13 protein-coding genes are annotated in these 13,244 nt (G+C 36.0%); 6 read left to right on the top strand and 7 right to left on the bottom strand.

Annotation, left to right across the window (positions count from 1 at the left end; translation table 11 throughout):
* Window positions 1-43: 43 nt before the first annotated feature.
* The 3 genes from QMO11_RS09995 (at window position 44) to QMO11_RS10005 (ending at window position 4,081) form a co-directional block, all read left to right on the top strand.
* A complete protein-coding gene (locus tag QMO11_RS09995; RefSeq protein ID WP_282037113.1) occupies window positions 44-898 on the top strand; it encodes a hypothetical protein in 855 nt (284 codons plus the stop codon).
* A 168-nt stretch (window positions 899-1,066) separates the two neighbouring features.
* A complete protein-coding gene (locus QMO11_RS10000; RefSeq protein ID WP_282037114.1) occupies window positions 1,067-2,422 on the top strand; it encodes a peptidylprolyl isomerase in 1,356 nt (451 codons plus the stop codon).
* A gap of 51 nt (window positions 2,423-2,473) precedes the next feature.
* Window positions 2,474-4,081, top strand: coding sequence for an OstA-like protein (locus QMO11_RS10005; RefSeq protein WP_282037115.1), 1,608 nt, complete (start codon window positions 2,474-2,476; stop codon window positions 4,079-4,081).
* Between the two features lie 65 nt (window positions 4,082-4,146).
* On the opposite strand, the gene QMO11_RS10010 is transcribed toward QMO11_RS10005, so the two are convergent.
* From QMO11_RS10010 to QMO11_RS10035, 6 genes are all read right to left on the bottom strand, one after another.
* Window positions 4,147-4,368, bottom strand: a complete 222-nt coding sequence (locus tag QMO11_RS10010; RefSeq protein ID WP_075601604.1) for a DUF2795 domain-containing protein — start codon at window positions 4,366-4,368, stop codon at window positions 4,147-4,149.
* A 76-nt stretch (window positions 4,369-4,444) separates the two neighbouring features.
* Complete coding sequence (locus QMO11_RS10015; protein ID WP_075601605.1) at window positions 4,445-5,005, bottom strand: cob(I)yrinic acid a,c-diamide adenosyltransferase; 561 nt, start codon at window positions 5,003-5,005, stop codon at window positions 4,445-4,447.
* A 140-nt stretch (window positions 5,006-5,145) separates the two neighbouring features.
* A complete protein-coding gene (locus tag QMO11_RS10020) occupies window positions 5,146-5,853 on the bottom strand; it encodes an ABC transporter ATP-binding protein (protein ID WP_075601606.1) in 708 nt (235 codons plus the stop codon).
* 64 nt (window positions 5,854-5,917) lie between these two features.
* Window positions 5,918-6,709 carry an O-methyltransferase gene (locus QMO11_RS10025; protein ID WP_282037116.1) on the bottom strand — a complete coding sequence of 264 codons (792 nt, stop codon included), beginning with the start codon at window positions 6,707-6,709 and terminating at the stop codon, window positions 5,918-5,920.
* Between the two features lie 10 nt (window positions 6,710-6,719).
* Complete coding sequence (locus QMO11_RS10030; RefSeq protein WP_282037117.1) at window positions 6,720-7,496, bottom strand: patatin-like phospholipase family protein; 777 nt, start codon at window positions 7,494-7,496, stop codon at window positions 6,720-6,722.
* A 5-nt stretch (window positions 7,497-7,501) separates the two neighbouring features.
* Complete coding sequence (locus QMO11_RS10035) at window positions 7,502-7,981, bottom strand: YehS family protein (RefSeq protein WP_075601609.1); 480 nt, start codon at window positions 7,979-7,981, stop codon at window positions 7,502-7,504.
* A 549-nt stretch (window positions 7,982-8,530) separates the two neighbouring features.
* Between QMO11_RS10035 and purT the strand changes: the two genes are divergently transcribed.
* The 3 genes from purT (at window position 8,531) to recG (ending at window position 12,390) form a co-directional block, all read left to right on the top strand.
* On the top strand, window positions 8,531-9,712 hold the full coding sequence (gene purT, locus QMO11_RS10040; protein ID WP_075601610.1) for a formate-dependent phosphoribosylglycinamide formyltransferase: 1,182 nt from the start codon (window positions 8,531-8,533) through the stop codon (window positions 9,710-9,712).
* Window positions 9,713-9,810: 98 nt separating this feature from the next.
* Window positions 9,811-10,173 carry a four helix bundle protein gene (locus tag QMO11_RS10045; RefSeq protein WP_075601611.1) on the top strand — a complete coding sequence of 121 codons (363 nt, stop codon included), beginning with the start codon at window positions 9,811-9,813 and terminating at the stop codon, window positions 10,171-10,173.
* 117 nt (window positions 10,174-10,290) lie between these two features.
* The gene (recG, locus tag QMO11_RS10050; protein ID WP_282037118.1) at window positions 10,291-12,390 is read left to right on the top strand and encodes an ATP-dependent DNA helicase RecG; all 2,100 of its coding nucleotides are present in this window, start codon (window positions 10,291-10,293) and stop codon (window positions 12,388-12,390) included.
* A gap of 140 nt (window positions 12,391-12,530) precedes the next feature.
* On the opposite strand, the gene QMO11_RS10055 is transcribed toward recG, so the two are convergent.
* On the bottom strand, window positions 12,531-12,749 hold the full coding sequence (locus QMO11_RS10055) for a hypothetical protein (protein WP_282037119.1): 219 nt from the start codon (window positions 12,747-12,749) through the stop codon (window positions 12,531-12,533).
* Between the last annotated feature and the right edge of the window lie 495 nt (window positions 12,750-13,244).

The raw sequence follows: 13,244 nt of genomic DNA on the forward strand, positions 1-13,244 counted from the left end.
TGCAAATAATTATTTGCATGCATACCATATTTAACAACACATAATGAAGTTATTAATCGTTAGTATTTATATCACATTTTCATTGTTCATGTTTTCTTGTATTCAAGAAAGTGATACTGAGAATCAACAACCTGTAGCTCAAGTTGAGAGTTACATTTTAACAGTGAAAGAATTGTCGAGTGCAATCCCTGAGAACTTATCAGTTGCAGATAGTACATCTTTTGCACAAAATTATATTGCCCGATGGGTGAAAAGAATGCTGCTTCTTCGTAAAGCGGAGTTAAACTTATCGGCTAAAGAAAAAGATGTGGCGCAATTACTAGAAGATTATAGAGCCTCGCTCTTAGTGCATAAATATCAGCAGAAACTCCTAGAGCAAAAGTATGCTCCCGATATTACCAATAGTGAAATTGAAGCCTACTTTGAGGATATGAAGGATAACTTTGCCCTGCAGCAAACTATTGTGAAAGGTATGTTTATTAAAGTTCCGTTAACGGCGCCTAACTTGAATACTGTAAAAGCTCTGTTTAAATCAGATAAAGAAGAAGATGTAAAAGCGCTTGAAGCTTACTGTTATCAAAACGCCAATAAATTTGAGAATTTTGCTGATAAATGGACCGAGACAACAAAGTTTAATGCTTTGATGCCAGAGCCTGTACCTAACGATTCTCGCTTCTTTAAAAAGAATGAATTATTCGAAACTCAAGATTCTATCTACGTTTATTACCTTTATATTAACGAGTATAAACTCAAGAATGAGCTAGCACCAGTTGAATTTGTAAAGGGTAGGATTGAATCTATTTTATTAAATAAAAATAGAATTAAGTTTATACAAAATCTCGAAGAAGAACTCTATGAAGAAGGCCTAGAGCAAAAACAAATAAAGTTCTATGAATAATTTTCTGTAAAAGCTTAAAAAGAATGTTTTTATGATACTTCTGAAATTGCCTCTACATTTAAAGTTTAACTAGTTTTTAACTTTACTAAATATTAGCGACTAATTTAATATTACTTATATTTGTGCCTTTATTACAAGGAAACCTCTTGGATTTAATTTATTATACTGATGCTAAAAACAAAACATATTTTATTAGTAGTTCTTACTTTTCTTATAGCAGGAACTACTGCTGAAGCCCAAAAAAACATTATTGACGAAGTAATAGCCGTTGTTGGTGATAATGCCATTCTTAAATCAGATGTCGAATATCAATATCAACAAGCAGTTATGCAAGGTATGTCTGCTAAGGGAGACTTAAAATGTAAGCTTTTTGAACAACAATTGATTCAAAAGTTGATGTTGAACCAAGCTATATTGGATAGTGTTGAGGTGAGTGAGAATAATGTAATTAACGAAGTTGATAGACGTATGAATGAGTTTATCAACAGAGCCGGAGGTAAAGAAAAACTTGAAGAGTGGTTTAATAAATCGGTATTACAAATTAAAAAGGAGCAAATGAAAACCGTTCGTGAGCAAATCATGACGGAATCTATGCAGCGAAATATTACTGAGAATATTGAACCTACACCATCGCAAGTACGTGCTTACTATCGTAAAACAAATCAGGATAGTTTACCTATGGTTCCTGTTCAATACCAAATTCAGAAAATCGCAGCTTATCCTAAAATTGAGCAAAAAGAAATTGACGCTGTAAAAAATAAACTCCGCGATTTCCAAAAGCAAGTTGCTGATGGTAGAGATTTTTCAACTTTAGCAGTATTGTATTCTGAAGATCCAGGTAGTGCCACAACAGGTGGAGACCTAGGTTGGAGTACGCGTGGTACTTTTGTACCTGAGTTTGCCAACGTAGCATTTAACTTACAAGAAAAGGATAAGGTTTCTAAGGTAGTTGAAACAGAGTTTGGTTACCATATCATCCAGTTAGTCGATAGAAAAGGGGAGCGTATTCATGTTCGTCATATTCTTCTTAAGCCAAAAATTTCATCTCAATCCAATAACGATGCAATTGCCCGTTTAGATTCTATTAAGGGATTAATTGACGATGAAAAAATGTCTTTTGATGAGGCAGCTTTGCGTTTTAGTATGGATAAAGAAACGCGTAACAATAGTGGATTAATGGTAAATATGCGAACGCAATCGTCAAGTTTTGAACTATCTGCTATTCAAGATCCTTCTTTGGCAAAACAATTGCAACGATTAAAAGAAGGAGAAGTATCTGAACCTTTTAAAATTAAGGATGAAAAGGCGAAAGATGTTTACGTGATTATTAAACAGAAAGAAAAAATAGAGCCACATAGAGCCAATCTTAAAGACGATTATCAATTAGTACAAAACATTATGACTGAAAAAAGACGTAGTGATGCTATTGATGATTGGGTAAGACAAAAGCAGCTCGAAACCTATATTACCATCAACGAAGATTGGGCTGGCTGCAGCTTCGACTTTAAAAACTGGATTAAATAAAAACCTTGTCTTAAGCGAGGGCTTTTTTTCTATTAAAGTAATACTTCAATAATGAAGAGTGATTGTGTAAATGGTAGCGGAATCAAAAACAAGGTGTTATTCCTACTGATTCTTTTTACTGTTATTGCGACTAATGTTGTAGCTCAAAAGAAAGTAGATATTAAACATGCTGATTTTTTACGTCATAATGAAGTGAAATTCGGTGCTGATGTTCGTGTTTTAATAGGTAATGTTGAGTTTAAACACGGTAGTGCTTTAATGTATTGCGATACCGCTTATCAATACGAAAATGCCAATAGAATATACGCAATAGGTAATGTTCATATTATCCAAAATGACACCTTAAATTTGTGGGGAAATACGTTAGATTATGATGGACAAACTAGTTTAGCAAAAGTGCGAGGTGATGTTAAATTGCAAAATAAAGAGACAACATTAACTACAGAGTTTCTCGATTTTGATAGAATAAATAATATAGCCTATTATTTTAATGATGGAAAAACAGTTAATAAAGAAACTGTTTTAACTAGTAAAGAAGGCTATTACTACCCCGATACCGAAGATGTATTTTATAAAGATAGTGTTGAAGTGGTGAACCCTAAATACACTATGTTTTCTGATACTTTAAAATACAACACAATTACCGAAATAGCGCGTATTGAAGGGCCAACCTTTATTGTTAGTGATAGCAATACAATTTATGCTGAGGATGGTTATTATGATACTGCAAAAGATTTTGGAGTACTTAGAGAAAATGCCTACGTTGAAGGCGAGCAAACCCTTTATGGCGATACAATCTACTACAATCGTAATACTGGTTTAGGGGAAGTTTTTAATAGTATGGAATTACACGATACTATTAATAATACCATAATAAAAGGGGAGTACGGTTACTATAACGAGCAAACCAAGTACGCTTTAGCTACCGAAGATGCCTTAATGATACAGATTTATGAGTTAGACACGCTGTATTTGCATGGTGATACACTTCAAGCAGTCCCTATTGAAGAGGAGGAAGGCGAAAAGCTTATAAAAGCATACAGACACGTAAAGTATTTTAGGCGCGATATACAAGGTAGATGCGACTCCATGGTATTTGATTCCAGAGATTCTACCAATACTTTTTATTACGACCCTATAATGTGGTCATTGGGTAACCAGCTGACTGCTGATGTAATTAAAATGTACAGTAAGGATGGAGTAATGGATAGGGTAGATTTATTAAATCGAGCTTTTATTATTTCTGAGGAAGATACTGGTTCTTACAATCAGATTAAGGGTAAAGAAATGACTGGTTTTGTAAAGAACAATGAGCTTTATAAAATTGATGTGAATGGTAATGCACAAACCATATATTATCCGATGGATGATGAGGTGGTTATTGGCTTAAATAAGGCGGAATGTAGTAATATGACCATAAAGCTTAAGGAGCGACAATTAGAGCGTATTATAATGCGTGTTTCTCCAAATGGTACTATGAATCCAACGCAATTGGTTGTGCCTGAAAATACAAAGTTAGTGGGCTTTTATTGGCTCGATGTTTTTAGGCCTAAGGTATATACTGATATTTTCACATGGGAGGAACTGCCCAAATTTGATAGAGGAGAGGATAGGACAGAGTATAACCTTGATAATACCTACGATGACTTTAAGGAATAGCTAGGTAATTACGATTTACAACATAAAAAAAGGAGGCATTTGCCTCCTTTGTAGTTTTTTTGAGCTTAATACTCATCCTCGTTAAAGAAAAAATCATCTTTACTCGGATAGTCTGGCCAGATATCTTCGATACTCTCATAAACATCTCCCTCATCTTCAATTTCTTGAAGATTCTCAATGACTTCTAATGGAGCTCCAGAGCGAATGCCAAAATCAATCAACTCGTCCTTTGTAGCAGGCCAGGGTGCATCCTCTAATTTCGATGCTAGTTCTAGTGTCCAATACATACCCTGAAATTTTTATAGTTTATTATTATGTAATTATTATTTGTATTTTCTGCGAATATAGAAAAAAAGTAAAAACTTACAACTCTGGAACCCATGGAATTTCATTTATATTGTAATATTTTGATAAATATCGAGATAAAACAAATAAGTAATCAGATAATCTGTTAACATATCTGATCACCCAAGGGTGAATTTCACTCTCTTCCATCATGCTTAATATTCTTCTTTCGGTTCGTCGGCAAATGGTACGAGAAATATGACAATAACTAACTGCAGGATGACCGCCTGGTAGCACAAAATACTTCATGGGAGGAAGCTCGCTTTCCATGCGATCCATTTCGCTTTCAAGCTTTTCAATTACTGCCTCGTCATACTTTATTTTTTCTCGTAAATCAGTAACGTTTGAATCAGTAGCAAGAAAGGCCCCAATATAAAAGAGCTTGTGTTGGATATCGATAATTTGTTTGTCGGTAACTTCATCAAGTTCATATGACCTAATCATCCCAATAAAGGTATTAAGCTCATCAACCGTTCCGTATGCTTCGAGCCTGTAGTGGTTTTTAGGAACCCTTGTGCCCCCAATTAAACTCGTTTTACCTTTATCGCCTGTTTTTGTATATACTAAACTTTTACTCATTGTTTTACTGTTTGTTTCTATCCATCAAACACTAAACATTATAAAAAGTTTATCATAATGGCTAATTGATTTATTAGCTTTACTAACTAGAAATTTAGAAAAAACAGTAAAATTTGGGATTGTTACTTAAAGCATATTGACTATTGCAATACAACAACCTCTTTGTTAACTATATCGCTTTCAACCACGCCATCTCTAAGTCTGATTATGCGGTGGGCATGTTGGGCAATGTCTTCTTCGTGAGTAACTAATATTATGGTGTTTCCTGATGCATGAATATCGCCAAATAAGCGCATAATATCTACAGACGTTTTGGTATCAAGGTTTCCGGTTGGCTCATCAGCCAGAATTATGGATGGGTTATTTACCAATGCACGCGCAACAGCAACACGTTGGCGCTGTCCACCCGACATTTCATTGGGTTTGTGTGAGGCGCGTTCTTGCAGTCCTACTTTGTTAATAACCTGGCTAGCACGCTCAATTCTATCGGGTTTTGAAACTCCTGCATAAATAAGGGGGAGCATTACATTTTCTTGAGCTGTGTAGCGGGGAAGTAGATTGAAGGTTTGAAAAACAAAGCCAATTTCTTTATTTCTAATTTCGGCAAGCTTTTCATCTGTTAGGTGACTAACATCTGTACCGTTTAAAATATATTGCCCGCCAGAAGGAGTATCTAAAGCCCCTATTACATTCATGAGGGTACTTTTACCAGAACCAGAAGGACCCATTATAGCTACATACTCTCCTTTGTTGATTTGAACAGTAACGCCTCTCAGGGCCTTTACAACTTGTGTTCCAACTTCGTAATGTTTAATAATGTCTTTAATTTCTATAACGGGCTTACTCATAAATGTAATTGTTAGATGTGTAAAGTTAATGTTTTGATTGAGTTTTTTATCATAACTGTATCCTTTATGGCCAAGATACTTTATAGTGTTGCTTGCGAACATTCATGTTAATAAAAGCCAATCCGAAACGGAACAAATCAAAAGATACAGAAACTTCGTTATGAGCTATTATTTCATTCCATGCTTTGGTCATTTCTTTCGACCAGTTGATATCATCAAAAATAAATAGTGCTGATTCGTTTGCGTGTGGCAAACACATTTTGAAGTAATTTGCCGTAGCCTCATAATTATGATGGCCATCAAAATAAACCAAGTCTACTTTATCAAGCTTGTTTAATACTTTGGGTAATTCCTCTTTAAAACTGCCAATATGTTGCGTTATATTTTTAACCTTCGATTGTGCAAAAGTATTCTGAGCAGCTTTAGCAATAGCTGGGCAACCCTCAATGGTGTGTATGTTTGCTTTTGAATTTGGTTTCGCTAAATATAAGGTGCCTATTCCTAAGGATGTGCCAAGCTCTACTATATTATTTGGCTTAAGGTGGCATACCAACCTCGAAATTAATTCGCCTTGTTTTTGAGGAGTTGTGTTGTATTTAGCAATCTTGGCAATCTGTCTAATATTCGATTTAAAAACTTTTGAGCCTGCACCAAAGTCACTTACCTCTATGGTTTCTTTATTTCTTAATAAAGCTTTACGTACCTCACTAATCTCATCAAAATGATAGTAAGGATGCTTTTCGAAGAAAATGTTGCGAACTAAATTAAATGCAAAAGGCGGATGTATTCTATGGCCTTTTCGGTATTTGGCTCTTCGTTTGTGTTTTACGTAAGCTTTTAGTTTGTATCTATTCACTGTAAATAATTTATTCGAGGTCGGGAAGTATCTTTTTCTTAATTATTTTTTTTGCAGCATAGTAGCCAAGCTGAACTATTTCGTCCATTTTATTAAAATCCCACATCGAATAATCAACTAAGGTTGGAGGCTCAATAAAATAGTCGCAGTAGGTTTTACTAATTCTGAGGTTTTGAATGATGGATAAGTTAAAAACACGCTCAGCAACATCTTTTGGGTTCGATATTTCATCAATCTTAGAATCGGCAACAACGTTTGAACCTATAACCGTATCGCAATTTAAAACCAAAGGGTTAGAGGGTAAATTCATAAAAATACCACCATCAGAATAGTGGGCATTATTTATTTCAACAGGCGTAAAAATAACAGGTACACTGCTGCTTGCAATAACCCACTTTAAAAGTTGGTTTCCTTCGCTTATCACTTTAGCTTTGCCCGAGTGTAGGTTGCTAACCGCAATCATAAGCGGCGTTTTTAGTTGCTCAAACTCGTTGTGCTTAATGTGTTTAAATAAATTCTTTTCTACAGTATTTAGGTTTACAAAACCACCTTTAAATAAATCTATTTTAAACCAATTCCACACCTTCTCATCATGAAGAATTTGTAGCATTTCCCTTGGCGAAAAGCCAGCACAATATAGTACCCCAATTATTGAACCCATGCTAGTGCCAGATACAATATCAATCGGAATTTTAAACTCTTCAATGGCTTGTAATACGCCAATGTGAGCCAATCCCTTTGCACCTCCGCCACCAAGGGCTAAACCAACTTTGCCAAGTTTATGCATATGTTTTATTTTTTAGGAGCAGGTCTGTTAAAGCTCAACCATTTTTGAAGACCAAATAAAAAGCGTCGTAAAATCTGGTCTTTGCAAGTTCTATATTGTCCTTGACCTGGCTTTCTGAAAAAAGCACTCAGCTCGTGTTTGCTAATCTCAAAATCAGCCACCTTCAGAATTTCCAACATATCCGTATCCTTCAAGTTAAAAGCAATTTTTAGCTTTCGAAGTATGATGTTGTTGTTCAGCTTTTTTTCGTTAATAACAGGCTTGTCATCTTGCTTGCCTCGTTTCATAATGATAACACCATTTAAAAAGGCTGATAATTTTATATCGTATAGCGATTTATATTTTTCGTCTTCATCACTCAAAAACCAAGCTTTCACTTCCTCTAAAGGCACTTCAATACCAGCCGATTTAAGTAACTCAACAGTATGTTCATCTCTCAGGTTTAGTGTGAACCTAAGGTTTTTTAATATGTCGTTATTATTCATTCATCTAAAATTTTGTCAAAGATAGTCATTCGGCACAAATATCAATTGTATACCAATGTAAGTATAAGAACTAAATAGTTTTGTGGGCACCTTAAGCCGCCATCCACTATAGCCTTTATTATTTTACCTAAGTGTTACTAGTTAATGCGTGTGCTCCCCTGTCGCATCCGCTTAACAAGCGCCACTATGGCAAAATAACAAAGGGCTGCCGTTTCTGTCAGCGGTGCGGGTTGGCAGTAATTTATTCCTTATGCTCCTGTTCTTGATATTGGCGACGCAGTGTGGATAGAAGTGGCAGTAAGTGCATTGCTTGGCCTTTTTATAAGGAGGGCGTAGGCGACCTCAGGAAGCCCACGCAGCGACTATATAAAAAGAGCTAAGCATTGTGCTTGCTATAACGGATAGCCACTTTAACTGCCCTCAAAAATTTAGACAAAAGAGAAGAGAAGAGAGACTTTTTGCTTTGAGTGTGTAAATTAGGAGCTTCTATTGCAAAACCATAATTATAACTTATTTTTGCAGAAATTATACCCAATTAAAATAATTAAGATGACTGTAATAGGAACACCTTTATCGGCGGTAAGTAAAAAAGCCGTTTTATTGGGCTCAGGGGAGCTAGGGAAAGAAGTAGCGATTGAATTACAGCGTTATGGCGTTGAAGTGATAGCGGTTGATAAATATAAAAATGCTCCGGCAATGCAGGTGGCACACCGTTCTTACGAGGCTTCGATGCTTGATGGAGAACGATTGGCTGAAATTATCAGAGCTGAGAAACCTGATTTTATTATTCCTGAAGTTGAGGCTATTGCAACAGATACATTATTAGAATTGGAAGATGAGGGTTTTAATGTAATACCTACAGCTAATGCTACAAAGTTAACTATGAACCGTGAGGGAATTAGAACTTTAGCAGCTGAGGAGTTAGGCTTGTCTACTTCGCCTTATCGTTTTGCAGGTAGTCGTGAGGAGTTTAATCAGGCGGTTGCTGAAATTGGATATCCTTGTGTGATTAAGCCTATAATGAGCTCGTCGGGTAAGGGGCAAAGTGTTGCTAAAAGTGATGCCGATCTTGATTATGCTTGGACTTACGCCATTGAAGGAGGAAGAGGAAATAGCGATAGAGTAATTATTGAGGGTTTTGTTGATTTTGATTATGAAATAACGCTTTTAACCATAAGCCATGTTGATGGGATTTCGTTTTGCGAGCCTATTGGCCACAGACAAGAAGGGGGCGATTATCAAGAATCGTGGCAGCCACAGGTAATGACAGACGTAGCATTGGCCGAAGCTAAAACAATTGCTGAGAAAGTAGTACGCGCTTTAGGCGGATGGGGTTTGTTTGGTGTAGAATTCTTTATTAAAGGCGATAAGGTATATTTTAGTGAACTATCTCCGCGTCCGCACGATACGGGAATGGTAACTATGATATCTCAAGATCTTAGTGAGTTTGCATTACACGTAAGAGCTATTTTAGGATTGCCAGTTCCAAATATTGCATTTCACGGTCCATCAGCAAGTAGTGTTATCATGGTAAAAGGAACTTCTAATCAGGTTACTTTTTCAGGATTAGATTCTGCCTTAACTCAAGAAAACACACAGGTGCGATTATTCGGTAAACCAGAAGTTGACGGAGAGCGCCGCATGGGCGTTTGTTTAGCCCGTGCAAACTCAGTAGAAGAAGCACGTGCCATCGCTAAAAAGGCGAGTGGCTCTATTACAGTTTCACTGTAATGAAGTTATAAATGATAAGTGTTAAGTTATAAATTGCTTTACATCATCTAGGCGTTTATAACTTAACACTTATAACTTATCATTAATTTTAAAAATGTATGGCAGCTAGTATTGTTAGGGATAAGAGTTTTAGTTTTGCAATTAGGATAGTTAAGTTGTATAAGTACTTAACTAAAGAGCAAAATGAATATATACTTTCAAAACAAATATTAAGAAGCGGTACAAGTGTTGGAGCTATGATTAGGGAGGCTGAGTTTGCAGAATCGAAAGCAGACTTTATTCATAAGATGGCAATAGCACAAAAAGAAATTAATGAAACTAAATATTGGCTCGACTTATTGAAGGAAACCTCCTATTTGTCAGAGGATATGTACAATTCGATAAATAAAGACGCAACTGAAGTAATTAGTTTAATCACCAAAATAATAATCACATCAAAAGCAAATTTAAAAAAGTTATAAGTGCTAAGTTATAAATTGCTTTACATGAAGTAAGCGTTTATAACTTATCATTTAACACTTATAACTTAAGAAGGCGTTTATAACTTAACACTTATAACTTATCATTAATTTTAAAGCGTGAGCGACTTATCCACATTAGATATAACTTACCTGCCAGGCGTTGGACCCAAAAGGGCAGAGGTACTAAAGCGTGAACTGAAAATTCAGTCTTACGAGGATTTGTTGTATCATTTTCCGTACAAGTATGTGGATAGAAGCCGTACTTATTTGATAAGAGAAATTGATAATTCAGCATCACATATTCAGCTAAAAGGTAAAGTAGCCTCTTTAAATACAGTTGGTACAGGAAAAGGACAGCGTTTGGTGGCCAAATTTACCGATGGAACCGGAGTGCTTGAATTGATTTGGTTTAAGTATATCGATAAGATGAAGAAAATACTTGATGCCAAATCGGAGTATATCATTTTTGGAAAACCGTCTGCATTTAAAGGCACATATAGTATTGTGCACCCTGAGATGGAGAAGGTGGATGAAAGCAAACCTAAAATAGCTTCGGCCTTACAAGCCTTTTACAATACCAGTGAAAAAATGAAGAATAGCTATTTGAATTCAAAAGCTATTCAGAAGATGCAGCAAGGTATATTTCTATCTTTTAAGGGAGCCATTTCTGAAACATTACCAGCTTATATTGTGAAGCAATATAATTTAATGATTTTAGATAGTGCTCTTCGTACGGTTCATTTCCCAACTGATGCTAAGTTGTTGGAGCAGGCACAATTTCGCTTAAAGTTTGAAGAGTTATTTTATATACAACTCAATATATTAAAGCAAAAAACACAGCGCAGTAAAAATATACAAGGACATATTTTCGGAAAGATTGGTGATATATTTAATCAGTTTTTCTTTAATAATTTACCCTTTGAACTTACAGGTGCTCAAAAAAGAGTAATTCGTGAAATAAGAAACGATGTAGGTACAGGGCATCAAATGAATCGCCTGCTGCAGGGCGATGTAGGTAGCGGAAAAACAATGGTGGCACTCATGGTGATGCTTATCGCTTTGGATAATAATTTTCAGGCTTGTTTAATGGCACCTACGGAAATATTGGCATCGCAACACCTGGAATCTATTCAGGAGATGCTAAAAGAGATGCCAATAAACGTGAAGTTATTAACTGGTTCGAGCAAAAAGAAAGAGCGCGAACAGATACATGCAGAGTTATTAAGCGGAGAGTTGCAAATTTTAATTGGTACACACGCCTTGCTTGAAGATGTGGTGCAATTTAAAAACCTAGGTATGGTGATTGTGGATGAGCAACACCGCTTTGGGGTAGCGCAACGCGCCAAGTTATGGCGTAAAAATAGTATTCCGCCACACGTATTAGTGATGACGGCAACTCCAATTCCTCGTACACTCGCCATGACGGTTTATGGCGATTTAGATGTATCCGTTATCGATGAGCTTCCGCCAGGGCGTAAACCCATTGAAACAAAGCACTATTTTCATAATAAGCGAAATAACTTAAATCAGTTTATAAAAGGCGAAATAACAAAAGGTCGCCAGGTTTATGTGGTTTATCCTTTAATTGAGGAATCAGAGAAAATGGACTTTAAAAACCTTGCTGAAGGTTTAGAGTATATGCAAAGTGCATTTCCTGAATTTAAAACCACCATGGTGCATGGGCGAATGAAACCTGCCGAGAAAGATACTGCCATGCAAGAATTTGCCAGCGGTAAAGCACAAATATTAGTGGCAACTACCGTAATAGAGGTGGGCGTTAACGTACCTAATGCCTCGGTAATGATTATTGAAAGTGCAGAGCGCTTTGGTCTTTCGCAGTTACACCAGTTACGCGGAAGAGTTGGTAGAGGTGCTGAGCAGAGTTATTGCATATTAATGACGGGCTATAAAATGGGTGAGGATACCAAAAAACGGATGCGCATTATGGTGGATTCAAATGATGGTTTCGAGATAGCTGAAGCAGATATGAAACTACGTGGCCCAGGTGACCTAGAAGGTACCCAACAAAGCGGACTTCCCTTTGAATTAAAAATTGCCAATATAACCCGCGATGCCCAACTCATGCAGCATGCACGCAATGTGGTGGAGGTAATTTTAGAAAATGATCCAGATTTAATAAAACCCGAAAATCAAATACTAAACAAACAGCTTACTAAGCTGGCTAGGCAGAAAATGAACTGGAGTCTCATTAGTTAAGTTATTAACGCTGAAAGCGATTTATAACTTATCATTTAACACTTATAACTTATATCCCTTTTTTCGCTTGGTAACTATTGGACGATTTTTGCACCAATTTGTTTTTTAATGGTATGGACTCATATTGTTAATAATAGAGCTTAAAAGCCTTGGAAATGAATATTTCTTCTGGACCGAATTTTTCTGAAAAATCGGCCTGTAGGGGTCTGGAACGGGGCATCGTCGTACCTTGGTCGGTTATTCATTGGTTGTTTATTGGTTTCTATAGGACCGAAGAACATCCAATAAATACCCAATAAACATCCGAAGATGCTACGATGCAGGTACGAGTGTACCCCCTTCAACACCCAATGCGACATTTTTTGATAACCGAGTAGAATTTTACCTTGTTAAATATGTATTGTGTATTTTATGCTAATGCTAAAATAGAGGATAGTGCCTTCCTATATTATCAAATGGAGTTTTATTAGATTACTTAATTCAAAAATACTTATCAATAAAAACAATTTCTCTACAATACACAGCTGATACCGTAAGCACGTAATGTAGTGAAGGTAATTTTAGAAAATGATCCTGATTTGGCTCGTCTTGAGAATCCAATCTTTGATAAGCAATTAACGAAATTCGCAGGGTAAAAGATGAACTAGAGTTTAATGAGTTAGTATCTAGATATATACCTTATGTGAAGGTTTTTTGTAATAAAAACTTCTCATATATCAATTAGTGATAGTGGACTTTTATTAGGGTTTTTTAACATGAAAATCGACTAGTTAATTAAACAATATTGGCGATTTCTTATTCTAATACCTGTTGGCTTAGTGTGAGAGAAGTGGGGACTTTTCAATTAAAATAAA

The organism is Saccharicrinis aurantiacus (assembly GCF_947489045.1).
Lineage (GTDB): Bacteria > Bacteroidota > Bacteroidia > Bacteroidales > Marinilabiliaceae > Saccharicrinis > Saccharicrinis aurantiacus.